Origin of the sequence: Pseudoalteromonas sp. BSi20495 (genome assembly GCF_000241185.1) — a bacterium.
Taxonomy (GTDB): Bacteria; Pseudomonadota; Gammaproteobacteria; order Enterobacterales; family Alteromonadaceae; genus Pseudoalteromonas; species Pseudoalteromonas fuliginea.
Window position 1 is genome coordinate 1 of the sequence record NZ_BADY01000092.1, and the last position, 15,689, is coordinate 15,689.

The 15,689-nt window shown below is 38.9% G+C and carries 17 protein-coding genes and 2 tRNA genes; 2 read left to right on the forward strand and 17 right to left on the reverse strand.

The window, feature by feature from the left end; all coding sequences use genetic code 11:
* Positions 1-56: 56 nt before the first annotated feature.
* The 12 genes from P20495_RS07670 to P20495_RS07615 all read right to left on the reverse strand — a co-directional run bounded on the left by P20495_RS07670 (position 57) and on the right by P20495_RS07615 (position 11,716).
* Positions 57-132, reverse strand: a tRNA-Lys gene (locus P20495_RS07670).
* A gap of 171 nt (positions 133-303) precedes the next feature.
* A complete protein-coding gene (ybgF, locus tag P20495_RS07665) occupies positions 304-1,053 on the reverse strand; it encodes a tol-pal system protein YbgF (protein WP_033016008.1) in 750 nt (249 codons plus the stop codon).
* 13 nt (positions 1,054-1,066) lie between these two features.
* On the reverse strand, positions 1,067-1,609 hold the full coding sequence (gene pal, locus P20495_RS07660) for a peptidoglycan-associated lipoprotein Pal (RefSeq protein ID WP_007378882.1): 543 nt from the start codon (positions 1,607-1,609) through the stop codon (positions 1,067-1,069).
* 34 nt (positions 1,610-1,643) lie between these two features.
* Entirely contained in the window at positions 1,644-3,002 is a 1,359-nt protein-coding gene (gene tolB, locus P20495_RS07655) for a Tol-Pal system beta propeller repeat protein TolB (protein ID WP_007378883.1), read from the reverse strand.
* A gap of 9 nt (positions 3,003-3,011) precedes the next feature.
* Positions 3,012-3,938, reverse strand: a complete 927-nt coding sequence (gene tolA / locus P20495_RS07650; RefSeq protein ID WP_008137043.1) for a cell envelope integrity protein TolA — start codon at positions 3,936-3,938, stop codon at positions 3,012-3,014.
* Positions 3,939-3,942: 4 nt separating this feature from the next.
* Positions 3,943-4,374: a protein TolR gene (tolR, locus tag P20495_RS07645; RefSeq protein ID WP_007378885.1), complete on the reverse strand. Its 432-nt coding sequence runs from the start codon at positions 4,372-4,374 to the stop codon at positions 3,943-3,945.
* On the reverse strand, positions 4,361-5,065 hold the full coding sequence (gene tolQ, locus P20495_RS07640) for a protein TolQ (RefSeq protein WP_007378886.1): 705 nt from the start codon (positions 5,063-5,065) through the stop codon (positions 4,361-4,363). The genes tolR and tolQ overlap by 14 nt, the downstream gene beginning before the upstream one ends.
* A 1,154-nt stretch (positions 5,066-6,219) precedes the next feature.
* Positions 6,220-7,230 (reverse strand): Holliday junction branch migration DNA helicase RuvB, encoded by a 1,011-nt coding sequence (ruvB, locus tag P20495_RS07635; RefSeq protein WP_007378887.1) that lies wholly within the window; start codon positions 7,228-7,230, stop codon positions 6,220-6,222.
* Between the two features lie 7 nt (positions 7,231-7,237).
* Positions 7,238-7,855, reverse strand: a complete 618-nt coding sequence (ruvA, locus tag P20495_RS07630; RefSeq protein WP_008137045.1) for a Holliday junction branch migration protein RuvA — start codon at positions 7,853-7,855, stop codon at positions 7,238-7,240.
* A 2-nt stretch (positions 7,856-7,857) separates the two neighbouring features.
* A complete protein-coding gene (gene ruvC, locus P20495_RS07625; RefSeq protein ID WP_007378888.1) occupies positions 7,858-8,382 on the reverse strand; it encodes a crossover junction endodeoxyribonuclease RuvC in 525 nt (174 codons plus the stop codon).
* Between the two features lie 129 nt (positions 8,383-8,511).
* On the reverse strand, positions 8,512-11,013 hold the full coding sequence (locus tag P20495_RS07620; protein ID WP_008137047.1) for an ABC transporter permease: 2,502 nt from the start codon (positions 11,011-11,013) through the stop codon (positions 8,512-8,514).
* Positions 11,003-11,716, reverse strand: a complete 714-nt coding sequence (locus P20495_RS07615) for an ABC transporter ATP-binding protein (RefSeq protein ID WP_008137049.1) — start codon at positions 11,714-11,716, stop codon at positions 11,003-11,005. The genes P20495_RS07620 and P20495_RS07615 overlap by 11 nt, the downstream gene beginning before the upstream one ends.
* Between P20495_RS07615 and P20495_RS07610 the strand changes: the two genes are divergently transcribed.
* Positions 11,717-12,340, forward strand: a complete 624-nt coding sequence (locus tag P20495_RS07610; RefSeq protein ID WP_008137051.1) for an arylesterase — start codon at positions 11,717-11,719, stop codon at positions 12,338-12,340.
* A gap of 110 nt (positions 12,341-12,450) precedes the next feature.
* Positions 12,451-12,527, forward strand: a tRNA-Pro gene (locus P20495_RS07605).
* Between the two features lie 208 nt (positions 12,528-12,735).
* On the opposite strand, the gene P20495_RS07600 is transcribed toward P20495_RS07605, so the two are convergent.
* The 5 genes from P20495_RS07600 to P20495_RS07580 form a co-directional block, all read right to left on the reverse strand.
* The gene (locus tag P20495_RS07600; RefSeq protein ID WP_008137058.1) at positions 12,736-13,800 is read right to left on the reverse strand and encodes a replication initiation protein; all 1,065 of its coding nucleotides are present in this window, start codon (positions 13,798-13,800) and stop codon (positions 12,736-12,738) included.
* A 77-nt stretch (positions 13,801-13,877) separates the two neighbouring features.
* On the reverse strand, positions 13,878-14,096 hold the full coding sequence (locus P20495_RS07595; protein WP_008137059.1) for a helix-turn-helix domain-containing protein: 219 nt from the start codon (positions 14,094-14,096) through the stop codon (positions 13,878-13,880).
* A 286-nt stretch (positions 14,097-14,382) separates the two neighbouring features.
* A complete protein-coding gene (locus P20495_RS07590) occupies positions 14,383-14,862 on the reverse strand; it encodes a dual specificity protein phosphatase family protein (protein WP_008137060.1) in 480 nt (159 codons plus the stop codon).
* Between the two features lie 147 nt (positions 14,863-15,009).
* Positions 15,010-15,261: a hypothetical protein gene (locus P20495_RS07585; protein WP_008137062.1), complete on the reverse strand. Its 252-nt coding sequence runs from the start codon at positions 15,259-15,261 to the stop codon at positions 15,010-15,012.
* 88 nt (positions 15,262-15,349) lie between these two features.
* Positions 15,350-15,541 carry a hypothetical protein gene (locus P20495_RS07580; protein WP_008137063.1) on the reverse strand — a complete coding sequence of 64 codons (192 nt, stop codon included), beginning with the start codon at positions 15,539-15,541 and terminating at the stop codon, positions 15,350-15,352.
* Positions 15,542-15,689 lie beyond the last annotated feature (148 nt).

A 15,689-nucleotide genomic window follows, 5' to 3' on the forward strand; every position in this document is an offset into this window, starting at 1 on the left:
TAACTTAACAACTTTAAATACTACGTAAATCCGCCGATAAAAGACCATTTTAAAAATGGTGGGTTATGATGGATTTGAACCATCGACCAATTGATTAAAAGTCAACTGCTCTACCAACTGAGCTAATAACCCGCTCTTTTTGCCGCATTTCGAGTGGGGTAACCATTCGTTTGCTGCGGGCGCTTATAATACTTATTTATAAAATGAGTGCAACCGAAATTGTCTCTTTTTTTAAGTTTTTATGTCTAGTTGGCCAATTTTAGACCGCTTATGACAAAAAGCAGTCTAATCAAGCCGATTCAATTATTTTGATAAGCGATCTGTGGCCAATTTTGCAGCAGTTGTACTTGGATACTGATTAACAAGATCATTCAGAATTTTTAGAGCTTCCTCTGCTAAACCTTGCTCTTGCAAAAGTGTTCCTAGCTTTAACATTGCATCTGGTCGTTTATTTGAATTAGGAAATTCATTAACGACCACTTTAAAGTGCTCTATTGCTTTTACTGGCGTATTTTTAATCGTCAGCAATTGTCCAAGCCAATAATGTGCATTAGATGCATAAACTGAGTTTGGGTATGACGTTAAAAAAGTTTGAAACTCAGGAATTGCTTGATCATAACGCTTATCCTTCATTATAAGCGCTACAGCACGCTCGTATGCTTCGTTTTCAGATAAATCGTTACTGTATGTCTGTGCATCACTTGGTTGCGTATAATCAGCTGCAGGCGCTACAGCAGGTTGTGCATATGCTTGGCTTACGCGATTTTCAATTTCTTGATAAAGTTCGCGTTGACGCTGTAGTACTTTTTCAAGCTTATAGCTTTGTTCTTCAGTTACGCCACGGATTTGACTTACTTCATCTTGTAATAGATTGAGTTGTTGCTGTAACTCTACTTGTAAAAAATTACGCGACTGCATCATGCTCTCTAATGATGCTAAACGCTTCTCAATACTTGATTGTGAACCTGCAGCTTCTGAAACAGGAGCGGGAGCAGCCATTAACTGGGTGCTCCCGCTCAATATCATGGCTGCCAAAATAAGTTTCGGCTTCATAATATCTCTTATCTTAGTAAACGAGTACCGCACGGCGGTTTTTAGCGAAAGCTGATTCAGTGCGAGATTTAACCATTGGCTTCTCTTCACCGTAGCTTACTACTGACATTTGGCTAGCTGAAACACCTAAACTTTGTAAGTATTTCTCAACAGCTTGGCCACGGTGCTCACCTAGTGCAATATTGTACTCTGGCGTACCGCGCTCATCTGCGTGGCCTTCAATTAGTACTTTAACTGATGAATTTTGAACTAAAAATTCAGCATGAGCACGAAGCAAGTCAGCGTATTTGCCTTCAACTGTCGCTTTATCAAAATCAAAGTAGATTACTTGCTCTTGGCGTAGTGCTTCGTATTTTTGACGAAGTTGCTCTTCTGCTTGTTGCTCAGGAGAAATTGTAGCCACTTCAACTGTGTCTGTATTTGTCGATTGCTCAACAACAGCTTCATTTGTTTGATTTGCAGCACCTTCATCAATATCCGAAGATGAGCTACAAGCTGCTAATGTCATTACTGGCACAGCAATTAGCAGGCCTTTAAGTATTTTGTTAAGTTGCATTAAGTAGATTCCTATTTTGAGTAAACCAGTAATATTACTGTAAATATGGCGACCAAGCTGGCGCCTTTACTTGTCCGTCAAGCACAGGTAAACGAGCTTTAAAGCGACCGTCCATTGATACCAGCGCGAGTACCTGTTTATTATTATGAAGCGTGCTATAAATAATCATCGAACCATTTGGTGCTATGCTCGGTGATTCATCTAGGCGAGTTCGCGTTAATACTTGAAACGCGCCCGTAGCAAGCTCTTTCTTAGCAAGATGGTACTGCCCGTTGGTACGGTTAACCATCACTAATTCTTTACCGTCTGGTGTTATCGAACCCGCAAGGTTCATATCACCATCAAAGGTCAATCGCTGTGACCTACCAGTTTTTAAATTTAACTTATAAATCTGAGCATTACCACCCCTTTCAGAGGTAAACACTATATCTTGACCATTTGGATACCAAGATGGCTCAGTATCTATACTACGATGTCGCGTAAGACGTGTTTCTTTGCGTGTTGCCAAGTCTAATAAGTAAACTTCTGTAGCACCCGTTTTGTCTTTAGAAAGCACTAAAAGAAGCTTTTTACCATCTGGCGAAAACTGTGGAGCACCGTTAATACCGCGATAACTTGCAATAACTTCACGCTTACCGGTATACAAATCTTGAATATAAATTTGGCTTTGACGGTTCTCAAATGTCACATACGCTAATTTTGTGCCATCAGGTGACCAAGCCGGTGACATTAGTGGCTCTTTCGAACGTAGTAACACCTGTTCGTTAAACCCGTCATAATCTGATACAACAAGCTGATAAGGCTTATCATCACCATCACGTACAATTACGTACGCAATCTTGGTTAAAAAAGCACCTTTCTCACCCGTTAATTTCTCATAAATGACATCACTAATACGATGTGAATAACGACGGAAACCACTTATGCCAATAACACTATCTCGTGCTTCTAAAATATGATCTTGGCTTTTAAGTAACTTACCATTACTCATCATTTGCGTTTCACCGCCCGTGATTTGACCACGAATAACATCGACTAACTCATAACGTACTAAATAACGTCCATCAGTCTGTTGCTCAACCTCGCCAACAAGTATCGCTTCAACACCTTTATTAACCCAAGATGCATAATCAATGTCAGCATCTTTGTTTGGTTGTTGCGGCATTTGCATAACATCTACAGGCTTAAACTTACCACTACGCATGAGATCTGCAGCAATAACATCACTTATTTTTTCAGGAATTGGACCAACACCATTGTATTTAAACGGCACAATTGCAATAGGTCTTGCACCATCTACACCTTCTGTTATTACAATTTCAAGGGCTGCGTTAGCAATGCCCTGAAAACCAAATAACAGCACTAAACAGGCAATTTTTACTTTGTTGAACATATCATTCCTTTAAAATTCTGGCTTGATTGTTAAATTAATATTCTTAAGTTGTTCGAATACGTCTTTGTCTTTAGATACCGGTAATGTGTCAGCCATACGAATAGCCCTAAGTGCAGCCTCACAGACTAGTTTATCGCCGCCTAATGATTTAACTTGTGTTACTAAACCATTAAAGCCTAAACGAATATTTACTCGGCACTGCTGATTTTTCATTTTCTCGTCGATCAGTAAGTTCTGCTGAATACGCGCCATAATTAGAGCGCGATATTTATCAACTTCACCCACGACCTGTTGTTGACGTATTTTACTACGCGCAGCCTGCTCTTTAGCAAGTTGTTCTTGTAACATTTGTTCTTGTAGGGCCTGTTGACGCTGTTGTTCAGCCTTTTTAGCACGTTCTTTAGCCTCTTCATCACGCTTTTTACGTTCATCTTCAGCTTTTTTAAGTGCTTCTTCCTCAGCTTTACGCTTATCGGCAGCTGCTTTTGCTGCACTTTCAGACTCTTGCTTTTGTTTTTCGGCTTGTTTTGCTTTAGCACGTTCCTTTTGTTCTATTGCGCGTGCTTTTTTAGCTTGTGCTTGCGCCTCGGCTGTTTCTTTTTCTTTAGCCTTACGTTCTTGCTCTAATTTCTTAATATGACGGGTTTCTGACTCGCGCTGTTTGCGCGCATTTGCAGCTCTGCGCTCTAAATCACGGATGCGTTTGTCTTCTGCCTTTTTTTTGTCTTTTTCTTGCTTTTGGAGTTCAGCTATTTTCTGCTCAACCATTTTTTGGTCAACTGTCACAGCTGACACCGCTTTATCAACATCAGGTATAGCTTTATTAAGCGTTACTTCCATAACCTTTGGTGCTGGCGGATGAATGTTTGCCGATGCATATAAAAAACCACCCAGCGCCACATGCAAAACTACTGATTTAATTAATGAACTACTCATACCGTTATTTTGTCCCTTCGAAGGATTCTGTCATTAATCCAACTGACGGTACACCGGCACTTTTTAAAAAGTCCATTAAGAGCAATACCTCTTGGTATGATACTTTTCCAGATCCCTTTATCATTACAGGTACATCAGGATTTTTCATTAGCTGTAACTTAATAACAGCCGCTACATCAAGCGCCTCCATCGGAGCCTCTGGATCAGTCCCTACACTAACGTAATATTTACCTTGTGCGTCAATCGAAGCAATAATAGGTGGCGCATCTTTAGTATCAACTAAATCTGACTCCGTCATTTTAGGCAAGTCGACTTTAACACCATGTGTAATAAGTGGCGCTGTTGCCATAAATATAATCAGTAGCACCAACATTACATCAATGTAAGGAACTACATTAATTTCTGCGACCGGACGGCGCTTCTTACGCTGATACATTCGCTTGGGCCTCTATTTGTGTAGCTGCTTGACGGTGTAAAATATTAGCGAACTCTTCCATAAAATTAATGTAGTGAGATTCTAGCTTTTCAACTTTATTAGAAAAACGGTTGTAAGCAATAACAGCCGGAATAGCTGCAAACAAACCCATTGCTGTGGCAATAAGTGCTTCTGCTATACCAGGTGCTACCATCTGCAACGTAGCTTGTTTAACTTCACCTAATGCTATAAAAGCATTCATAATGCCCCATACAGTACCAAACAAGCCTATATATGGGCTAATTGAACCCACTGTCGCTAAAAATGATAAGCTTGACTCTATTTTCTCTATTTCTCGAGAGAGTGCCACGCGCATAGAGCGGTGTGTACCTTCCATTACAATACTCGCACTTTGAAAGGTATTTTTCTTATGTCGCGCAAACTCTTTAAAACCAGCTGTAAATAGAGCTTCAATACCTTCAGATTGACCGTTACGTGATGAAATTTCGTTATATAGCTTACTTAAATCAATACCAGACCAAAATTTTTGTTCAAACTTTTTAGCACTTGCTAACGCATCTGATATTGCTTTTTTACGCTGAAAAATAATTGCCCATGACATTACAGACATAGCAACTAGCCCTAACATTACTAGTTGAACAAGCAAACTGGCTTCTAATATTAAATCCAAAAAATTAAGCCCTGATCCCACGTGAAACTCCTAAATAGTATCAAAATACGTCAAATTGATTGATTTGTGTAAATATGACCGCTCGTGCAGCCAAAAGTTGCACATAGTGTATCGAGTCCATTTCAAACTGACAACGATATTGCTATGAATAAGCAACAAAAAACGTTGAAATAACCTTTATTTCGCAATTATCTAGCAAAAGAATTTAAAGCCATTTCCGCTATTTAATAATGCGCTCAAGATATGCTTAAATATACAAGCAAAACACCATAAAACGCCTCATTTATTCAAAATCACTGCATAAACACTCAAAAAACTTAAACAAAACCTAAAGGTAATAGTAAAACTAATAGCGACAAGCAGTGCAAACTCAAACTTAATCACTAATTTTCATTAACTTACAAACAGAAAAAAACATTAACGAACAAGTTTTAAACAACCAGAAATTTCATTGCATTAGTTTTTATAATCCGAAATTATAAATTTTCTAGTTTGAATAATAAATATATATTGCGTATTATCTCCCCATACCGAGCTGGCACTGAGTGAAATAGCTTCATTAAGCAAAGTTCTTAGTAATAGGATATTTTATCGTATTACATTGTTTTACATTTTTAGGATAAAACCTAGTTGTGTAAAATGTAGTTCCCAAGATTACTTCCTTCAACTTGTTGTTTACCCGCATTTTTTGCGGGTTTTTTTTTGCCAAAAAAATTGAAATCATTTAATACCAATTTACTTAATTGAGTAATCTATTTTGAGGTAAGAAAATCGTATCTATAACAAGGCAAAAATTTCGTTATTTAGTTGTTATCACTCATGCTCCTGCATTGCTCTGCATCCATGCAGTCGTATATCAGAAATTTTTAACACGGTTAACGTCAGATTCAACCCCTCTAATTGATTAAGTATTATTGCAAACTAAACAACACTGTAACAGCCTAATACGATAACGGCTATGCAATATACTCTATCTATCGAATAGCCCGCAGCATAGCCACGCAAGTCTTAACGCTCTGTGAATTAAGCGTTAACTGATTATATAGTGGGTAAAATTGTAATAACTTGGTTTAGAGTAACGATGTGAAAATATGGTGGGTAACATTATAAAATTAGGTATACGCGCTTGCTGTACATTTACTTATGCAAGCGCAAGTGATTAATTGAAATTTAGATTAAGTCGTCTTTTTTGGCATTAATCCAAAGTGATGGTATGCACTGTCAGAGACTATTCGCCCGCGAGGTGTGCGCTGAATAAATCCTTGTTGGATCAAAAATGGTTCTATCACATCTTCTATTGTTTCGCGCTCTTCGCCAATAGCAGCCGCTACATTGTCGAGCCCGACAGGGCCGCCCATAAACTTTTCAATTATAGCGAGTAAATATTTACGGTCCATATAATCAAAACCACTTTTATCTACGTCAATCATATCAAGGGCTTGCTTAGCTACATCGGCGTTTACTGTGCCGTCAGATTTTACTTGAGTGTAATCGCGTACACGGCGCAATAAGCGGTTTGCAATACGTGGTGTACCCCGCGAGCGCTGCGCGATTTCGGTAGCGCCATCATCACACATTTCTAAATCAAGGTAATGTGCTGAGCGCCCTACTATGTGCGATAAATCTTCTACAGAATAAAACTCTAATCGCTGCACAATCCCAAAACGGTCACGCAGTGGCGATGTAAGCGAGCCTGCTCGCGTAGTGGCACCTATAAGTGTAAATGCAGGTAAGTCTAATTTAATAGAACGCGCAGCTGGGCCTTCACCTATCATTATATCAAGCTGGTAGTCTTCCATTGCGGGATACAGTATTTCTTCAACTTGCGGGCTTAGCCTATGTATTTCATCTATAAACAATACATCGCCTTCTTCTAAGTTGGTTAGTAGTGCAGCTAAATCGCCTGCTTTTTCAAGTACAGGGCCTGATGTTGTTTTAATACTTACGTGTAATTCATTGGCTACAATATTTGCAAGCGTGGTTTTACCAAGCCCAGGTGGGCCAAATATTAATAAATGATCGAGCGCTTCACCACGGGTTCGGGCAGCTTCAATAAAAATTTCCATTTGCTGCTTAACATGAGGCTGGCCTCTGTAGTCGGCTAAAAGTTTTGGTCTTATTGCACGATCTATAGAGTCTTCATTTGTTTTTTCAGTCGCATCAATTAAGCGATCCGCTTCAATCATGGGTTACTCACAACATAGATTTTAAAGATTCTCTAATAAGAACCTCAGTAGACATATCGGGTTTACTTATCGATTTTACGGCTTTTTGAGCTTGTGGCAATTTATAACCTAATGCAAGCAGTGCCGATACGGCATCATCCGCTGCATTATTAGCAATTGTCGCATCGCTCATTGGCTCTATTACTGCGCTGTCGCTAAATGGCGTAAATAAATCATTACCCCAATCTTTTAGTCTGTCTTTCATTTCGAGTACTAAACGCTCGGCTGTTTTTTTACCTACACCGGGTAATTTAACAAGCGATGTTGAGTCTTCGTTATTTACACAACTTACAAATTGCTTTGCCGACATGCCCGATAAAATAGCTAAGCCAAGTTTTGGCCCTACGCCATTTGCTTTTAATAGCTCTCTAAACAAAGCACGTTCAACTTTATTATTAAAACCAAATAATAGTTGAGCATCTTCACGCACTACAAAGTGAGTGTAAACAATCGCATTTTCACCAATTTTTGGTAAATCGTAAAAACAGGTCATCGGCATTTGTACTTCGTAACCTACACCACTTACATCGAGTAATATTTCTGGTGGCTGTTTTTCGACTAAAATACCATTTAAGCGGCCTATCATAGTTATTTCCTTAAACGTCCTCTAACGGTTTTGCTTGCGCTACCCGCTAGTTTAATTAAATTTTGTTCTGAGTGGGCGTGGCAAATCGCAATAGCGAGTGCATCAGCTGCATCGGCCTGTGGCGTACCGGGTAGTTTTAAAATATTTTTTACCATGTGTTGCACTTGTGTTTTATCTGCGCCACCGTTGCCTACTACTGCTTGCTTAATTTGCCTAGCTGAATATTCAAATACGGGTAAGTCGGCCATTGCCGCCCCAACAATCGCAGCGCCTCTAGCTTGGCCTAGTTTTAAAGCTGAATCGGGGTTGTGCGCCATAAATACTTTTTCAATGGCAAAGGTTTCTGGCGAAAACTGCTCAATAAGCTGTGTAATGCCTTGGTAGATCATTTTAAGCCTAATCGGAAAAGGATGATCGGCTAACTTAATACAGCCACTGCCTAAGTATGTAAATTTAGAACCTTGATGGGCAACAACACCATATCCGGTCAAACGTGAACCAGGATCGATCCCTAAAATAATGGCCAAACAGCGCTCCATTGTTATTATTTTTAAATTACGCTAATAATGCCAGAGCACTGTATAAATTACCAGTACAAAGAAAAACAAAAATGCCCACAAACTAGGTAGGCATTTACAGGAGCATGTTAGTTTAGCTTACCCTAGGGCACGCACTAATCCTTGGGTGTTTTGTTTAAGTGTTCGGGCAATCATTAAATAACCTAAACCTGCCACAAATACGCCGCCAGCTACCGGACCAATAATCCATATATGCGGGTGTAACTTACCTGCTAAATCAAACATTTGTTGCTGCACAATTAAAAGCGCTATGTCGCTAAAAAGTGCGGCCACTAAACCAGCTAAACCGCCTAGTAATAAAAACTCATACAAGGTCGCGTTTTTAATTAATCGGCTTTTAGCGCCAAGCGTTCTGAGTATGACAATTTCTTGCATACGCTCACCTAAACTAGCTTGCACTTGCGATATAAGTACAAGCGCACCACACAGCACAACAATTGCAAGTACAAAGCCAATGGCGAGTGATACTTGCGAAATAGTTGTTTGTATTTGCTTAACAAAGTTATCAATATCAATCGCTGTAATAGTAGGGTAAGTACGCAATAACTGGCTAAAATCACGCTTTTGATCTGGATTTATACGTACCGACGAAATATACGTTGCCGGAAAATCTGCAAGCACATCTGGGCTTAAAATAATAAAAAAGTTAGGTTTAAGCGTGGCCCAATTAACTTTGCGCACACTGGTGATTTTAGCGTCGAACGACTGCGAACCAATTAAAAATGTAAGCGTATCGCCTATCTCAACATCTAAACGCTCAAGCATCGACTCCTCTACTGAGGCTTCAGCCATCGCATTTTCACCAAACCACGTGCCTTGTGTTACTTCATTTTGGTCAGGCACATCTTTAAGCCATGTAAGGTTTAGCTCGCGGCCAATACCTGCACGTGCTTCTTCGTCTTTTTTCTCGTTGTCTTGCAGCGATACAGAACGTGCTACCAACTCGCCGTTTACCGCATTTACACGTCCACGAATAGTCGGATAAAACTCTGATACCTGAATATCTTTTTGTGCTAAATACTCATTAATTGGCTCAAGCTCATTTTGCGTAATATTAACTAAAAACGCATTAGGCGCATCGTTTGGTAGTTGCGATTGCCAATCAGATATCATGTCGTTTTTAAGTACCACTAAAAACAGCAGTAATTTAATCGCTAACGAAAAACTAATTAACTGTACCGCGTTCACATTTGCACGCTTTTGAATAGACGCAATTGCAAGCGACCAACTGTTACCTGGCTTTAATCCTAGTTTTCGACCACCACCAAATATTAATTTAGATACTAAAAACAGCACACCAATTAGCGCAAGTGTTGATATAAACAAAATAAGCGTTATTTTTATGTTGTTACTAAATAACCACATTAATAAAAACACGGTTAGCGCACTCATACCTAAATGCACACGACTTACTGCCAACTTATCACCTAAGTTACGGCGCAGTACTCTAAGCGGCGGAATATCAAATAAATCAAATAATGGTTTAATAGAAAACATAACAGCACAAATTACGCCAGTGCTTATAGCCACCAGCCAAGGTTTAAAGCCACCTAAGGGTAACTCTGTGCCCATACTTTTTGATAAGTAACTTGTTGCTATTTCTTGCAAGCCATAACCAATTAACAGCCCTATACTTACCGCCATTGCACATACAAGCAATAAATGAAGCATGTATATTTTGCGGATCATTGAGCGGCTACCGCCGAGCGTTTTCATCATCGCTACTGGGTCGTATTGGCGTTCACAATAACGTTTTGCTGAAACAGCTATAGCCACTGCAGCCAAAATAATACCTAATAGGCCGGCAAGTAATAAAAAGCTCTCTGCGCGGTTTAAACTGTTTGAAATGGGTGATTGGCGGTCTTTAACGCCATACCATTGTTGGTTTTCTTTCATTTGTGGTTTAAGCCACTCGTAAAAGCTATTTATGTCGGCCTCACTACCTGCATAAAGTTGGCGGTAATAAACACGACTACCCGGTTGCACAACTTCGGTTTTTACCACATCGTCAATATTAATAAGCACGCGGCGGCTACTCGAAAATACATTAAATGGCGCGTCTGGCTCTTCTACAATAACTTTTGAAACATTAAATAATGCAGCGCCGAGCTCTACTTGCGCGCCTATATCAATATTTAAACTGTAAAATACCGATTCACTTAGCCACACATTACCAGGCGTTGGCCCGCTATTAGCAACTTTAGTTTCACCGGTTAGGGTATCTTTAACTTTTAACTGCCCTTTTAGAGGGTACGCATTAGATGCCGCTTTTACTGAGCTAAACTGCATTTCATCATCGGCAAACAACATAGTATCGAAATACACCATTTGCGCCGTTTTTAAATTTTGGCTCTGTGCTTGAGTAATAAAAGCGGTGTCCAGAACATGGTCGCTTGTAAGTACACGGTCTGCTGCAATAAAAGCACTGCTTTTTTGCGCAATACTTTGCCCTATTCGCTCAGTAACCATCGACAGTGTAAGCACGGTTAACACAGCAAGAGCGATAGCTGCGCTTATAACCGTGAGCTCACCACGACGAAATTCTCGTGAAAATAATTTAAGCGCTAACTTAACCCACATTAGCAACGTCCTCTACTTGGCTTTTTACTAGTAAACCCGCTTCGATTTGAATAATGTGCTCACATTTTTGTGCAAGCCCTTCATCGTGAGTAACCAAAATAAGCGTAGTGCCGTGTTGCGTGTTTAAATCAAATAATAAGGATTCAATCATCTTACCGTTCTTGCTGTCTAAGTTAGCCGAAGGCTCATCAGCAAATAGTATTTTAGGTGTACCAATAAATGCTCGCGCAATAGCAACACGTTGCTGTTCACCGCCAGAGAGTTGCGACGGGTAATGATCAATACGATGGCTCAAGCCTACTTTTTCAAGTAATGCAATTGCTTGCTCTTTCGCATCACTTTCGCCAGCAAGCTCTGCTGGCAGCATAACGTTTTCAAGTGCCGTTAAGCTTTGTACTAACATAAACGATTGAAACACAAATCCAATTTTAGCCGCGCGCAGTGCAGCACGCTCTTCTTCATCTAAATTGTGTAATGGCTCACCATCTAAAAATATTTCGCCGCTGCTTGCAGTGTCCAGCCCTGCTAATAAACTGAGTAACGTAGATTTACCAGAGCCTGACGTGCCAACTATAGCAACAGACTCACCATGCTTGACATTAAAGCTGATGTCGCTGAGGATGGGCAGCTCACCTTCAAAGGTAGAGACTACTTTAGACAAACCATTAACCTGAATTATATTTAATTGAGAAAGCGCTGACATATGACTCATTCAATCCTTCGTTTAGTATTCATTTTATTTTTAGTTATCAAACCGCTGAGCGCAGCAGCCGACAACACGATTTTAATACTCGGTGACAGTTTAAGCGCAGCCTACGGACTTCAACAAGAAGAAGGCTGGGTAAAATTGTTACAAGATAAATACGATGACGAACAAGCCGACATTGAACTTATCAACGCCAGTATTAGTGGCGAAACATCTGGTGGAGCCCTACGCCGTTTAGATGCATTGCTTGAGCAATACGAGCCCACTCATGTACTTATTGAGCTAGGTGCTAACGACGGTTTACGTGGTTTCCCAGTAAAAAAAATGCAAACTAACTTAACGTCTCTTATTCAAAAAAGCCAAGCAGCTAATGCAATGACCGCCTTAATGGAGATTTACATTCCCCCTAATTACGGCCCGCGTTACAGTAAAATGTTTACTGACACTTTTTCGCGCGTTAGCGAAGAGACAAGTGCGCATTTAATGAACTTTTTTATGCTAAACATTGCCAGCCAAGCTGAGCTAATGCAAAACGATAGTTTACACCCTAACAAAAAAGCTCAGCCAATAATACGAGATGAGATGTATGACTCGATCAAAAAGTGGTTAAATAAAGACTAGCCAATTAGTACATCGCAAGAGTGCTATTTTAGCGTTCTTGCGTAATAAACATCCAAACAAACAATCGCTTATTGATTTTTAAAAAAATACACGTACTATTGCATACAAATCGGTATGTGGCGCAGCTTGGTAGCGCACTGTCATGGGGTGGCAGGGGTCGAGAGTTCGAATCTCTCCATACCGACCAATTAATTTATTTAAATATTAAGTACTTATAATTTAAATAAAATACATATTGCTACACGCATACTAAATATTATTAATACATGTAGCATATATGTAGCTTCACTACTTACAGCTAATTCAGCTCGTTCATATGTAGTTATTAAATAAATAACTTTAATATGTAACATCATGCCCTATCTTATTTCCTAATACCCTGATGTGCAGCATAATTAACATATTTCTAGTAGATGTTTATATTTAGCAACAGCTTGTCGAGTCATTCCTATTTCGTTGGCTATAAGCACCTGTGAAGGCTTTTTCCCTTCACTTTGTATCTTCGTTATTGCTTTAGTAATTTTTTCCTCTGTGTTTGTTCTACGTGCTTTGTGTGTAAACTTAGCCCCCTGCTGTTGAGCAAGTTTTTTAGTTACGATCTTAATTTGCAGTAAAAATAGTCCGGCTCTCCCACGGTTATTTGACGAGCTATATTTAAACCAAGTGAAATTAGCCACACTCTTAACAATCCCTTTCAATTCGGAGTGGTTTAATGGGTGGATTTTAGGAAGGTCTGACGAACTGAACTCATTACACGACTGAGCAATATTAAATAAATGACTTTCCCATTGCTCATATGTCCAATTTTCTTTCGCATAATTAATGCGTTCATATGCTATGAATCTGAGTTCATGAAATACCATACAGTTTCGCGACTCAGCGACCAAAGACCAATCAAAGTCATATCGGCGTTTTTTTGTCACCTTTGTTAAATAATTATTTAATTCATTTAGACTGTATTCATGTGCATGAAGGAAAGATGTATTCCAACTCGAATTTAAAGGATTTTTACTCAAAGGGCCGTAATAGTCTGCATCAGCGCCTAATTGCAATGTCATCCCCTTTTTTACATCATCTAAAAACCTGACTGGTTTTTCACGCGATGCATTTGATGAAGGTACAAATTGAACTGCATAAAATAGATGCGCGCCACCAACTACTTTAGAGCTATCAGCTCGGTCTAAACCACTTACAATTATATTCGGTGGCGGTAATAACTTATCTTCCCAGCTGAAAGTGTTTTCATCATCAATGTCAAAAACCAACCAAAACACGATGTTTTTAGGGTTTATCTGAATATATTTATGAGTTTTTAACGCTAAATCACCATACCGATAACGTGCTTCATGTTTTATATCTGCACTAAGTGTCCTAGGTGGTGTGGTTTGAAATAATCTTTGTGTTAAAAGCAACTGAGCACACTTATTCTCAACCACTAATGGCTGTAATGCTGAATTCATAATAAAAATACCTATGTCAAAAGTAATCAACATGGCAGGCAAGAAGTGTAATTTTTTATGCCTGCCATATTAGCAAGCTATGTGCGGTCACCATACTTTCGAAGCCAAGTATCTAAAGTCGACTTTTCAAATAGTAGTTTGTTACCTAACTTAATACTTTCAGGCGAAAGTTTTTTAGCCAACTGCTGATCCCCCGCTTTTAAAGCGGCTTTACTTTTATTACGAATATTATAAATATGTTGAGTAGAACAGCTTAAATAAGCAGCTGCTTGTTGAGCGGTAATATATCCAGGCATAACAATCTCCAATACGTTAAAGAAGCGAAGAAATGCGCCACATAGATATGGCTTAATTGCATACACATACGTGTATGTACCTCGTTACGTATTGAAGGCAGCCCGTAAGCGCCTGTTTTTTCACTGTGAAAGTGATAGGTAGAATGTACTGAACTTAATTAAATAGAGAAATTTCTTCGCGTTATAAATAAGCATATAACATATGCTTATTTATAAATTTAAATCACTTAGGAGTATAAATCAAGGAGTTTAGTCTCTACGGGTATTGGGCCTTATAACACTCTATTTATAACCACCGTTTTTGAATGTAGCCCAAGTTTCCAAATTTAGGCTTATATTCACTGTAGTAGTTTTCACGAAATATTTTATCCGCGCCTTCCCTATCTATTAAACCGTTTTCAAGTAAATACATTAAAGCAATAGATGGGCTTCGAGATTCACCTAAGCTGCAATAGATAAATACTTTTTCTTCATTGTCTAAAGCTCTTTTTATAAAGCCTAACGCAGGATCGATCATTTCATTACTTACATATGCAGGGTTATCACCATCAATCATATTTAAATAAATCGCTTCCTCCGTTTCTTTGAATAAGTAGTAAGGGTTATCTTTGTTGCATCCCCTGCCACTCCAACCAACAACAGATTGGTGGGTTACATAGCCATTTGCTCTATTCAAAGCACAAACAATTTTCATACCCTTTGATTTGGCAAGCTCATATTCTTCTTTAGTGCCTACGTAAATATCAAAATCGCCAATTCTTTTCATAATAAATCCCTTTAAATTTTGTTTGTGCCGTTTAATGAATTACTGAACGATGGGTTTTTAAACTATCACTACAATCATCACAAAGCATAATCATCCACTTAAACACTGATTGAACATGTGCCTCAGGGTAGTAATTATCGCGTTTTTTCACTTTTCTGAACGATTATAAAACGATGAAAAAGACTCTAGTTGTATATCCCAAACCTCTGATTGCTCGTTACTATAATCGTAAAACATGAAGTCTAAGGTAAGTAGCTCACTGAGTACTTGTGCTTCATTAAGCTTACTTAAGTTATCTCTAATTGATAATAACTTATCACGGCTATTATCTTGACCTTGCAGTTTAATATATAAAAAATCAATCGCGGGTAAAAATGCATAAACATTAAAATTAATCATAAAAAACTACGCAGCTTTTCAGCTGCGTAGCCTGTATTTTGTGTAAAAACCCACCTAACAATTGCACCTAACAGAGCAACTGTCAAAACTATTTGTAGAACTCACCACGGCTATGCGCGTCTCGCGCTTCTTGCTCTGTGTAGCTATCACCACAATGATCGACATTTCCTGTTCCATCATTGTATTCATCAATGAACTTATCTTGCTCAGACTTATCATCAACATCCAGCAAAATATCAACCGTAACGGCTCCTAAAAACTTAACTGCTTTCCACAACATTTGATTCACTCGCTTCTATCTAAGTATTCCTTAGTATCGTGAACACATTAAAGCTAAGAAACTCTTAGTTTTCAAGTTAAGAATTAAATATAATGAAAACGAATGATGGTTCACCGTTTCCAAAACGGCTAAAAGAGGCAAGACTAGC

Excerpts from the sequence above, each read along its gene's own strand:
- ybgF (WP_033016008.1), bottom strand. The coding sequence starts at position 1,053 with ATGAAGCCGAAACTTATTTTGGCAGCCATGATATTGAGCGGGAGCACC.
- pal (WP_007378882.1), bottom strand. The coding sequence starts at position 1,609 with ATGCAACTTAACAAAATACTTAAAGGCCTGCTAATTGCTGTGCCAGTA.
- tolB (WP_007378883.1), bottom strand. The coding sequence starts at position 3,002 with ATGTTCAACAAAGTAAAAATTGCCTGTTTAGTGCTGTTATTTGGTTTT.
- tolA (WP_008137043.1), bottom strand. The coding sequence starts at position 3,938 with ATGAGTAGTTCATTAATTAAATCAGTAGTTTTGCATGTGGCGCTGGGT.
- tolR (WP_007378885.1), bottom strand. The coding sequence starts at position 4,374 with ATGTATCAGCGTAAGAAGCGCCGTCCGGTCGCAGAAATTAATGTAGTT.
- ruvB (WP_007378887.1), bottom strand. The coding sequence starts at position 7,230 with ATGATTGAAGCGGATCGCTTAATTGATGCGACTGAAAAAACAAATGAA.
- ruvA (WP_008137045.1), bottom strand. The coding sequence starts at position 7,855 with ATGATAGGCCGCTTAAATGGTATTTTAGTCGAAAAACAGCCACCAGAA.
- P20495_RS07620 (WP_008137047.1), bottom strand. The coding sequence starts at position 11,013 with ATGTGGGTTAAGTTAGCGCTTAAATTATTTTCACGAGAATTTCGTCGT.
- P20495_RS07615 (WP_008137049.1), bottom strand. The coding sequence starts at position 11,716 with ATGTCAGCGCTTTCTCAATTAAATATAATTCAGGTTAATGGTTTGTCT.
- P20495_RS07610 (WP_008137051.1), top strand. The coding sequence starts at position 11,717 with ATGACTCATTCAATCCTTCGTTTAGTATTCATTTTATTTTTAGTTATC.
- P20495_RS07600 (WP_008137058.1), bottom strand. The coding sequence starts at position 13,800 with ATGAATTCAGCATTACAGCCATTAGTGGTTGAGAATAAGTGTGCTCAG.
- P20495_RS07595 (WP_008137059.1), bottom strand. The coding sequence starts at position 14,096 with ATGCCTGGATATATTACCGCTCAACAAGCAGCTGCTTATTTAAGCTGT.
- P20495_RS07590 (WP_008137060.1), bottom strand. The coding sequence starts at position 14,862 with ATGAAAAGAATTGGCGATTTTGATATTTACGTAGGCACTAAAGAAGAA.
- P20495_RS07585 (WP_008137062.1), bottom strand. The coding sequence starts at position 15,261 with ATGATTAATTTTAATGTTTATGCATTTTTACCCGCGATTGATTTTTTA.
- P20495_RS07580 (WP_008137063.1), bottom strand. The coding sequence starts at position 15,541 with ATGTTGTGGAAAGCAGTTAAGTTTTTAGGAGCCGTTACGGTTGATATT.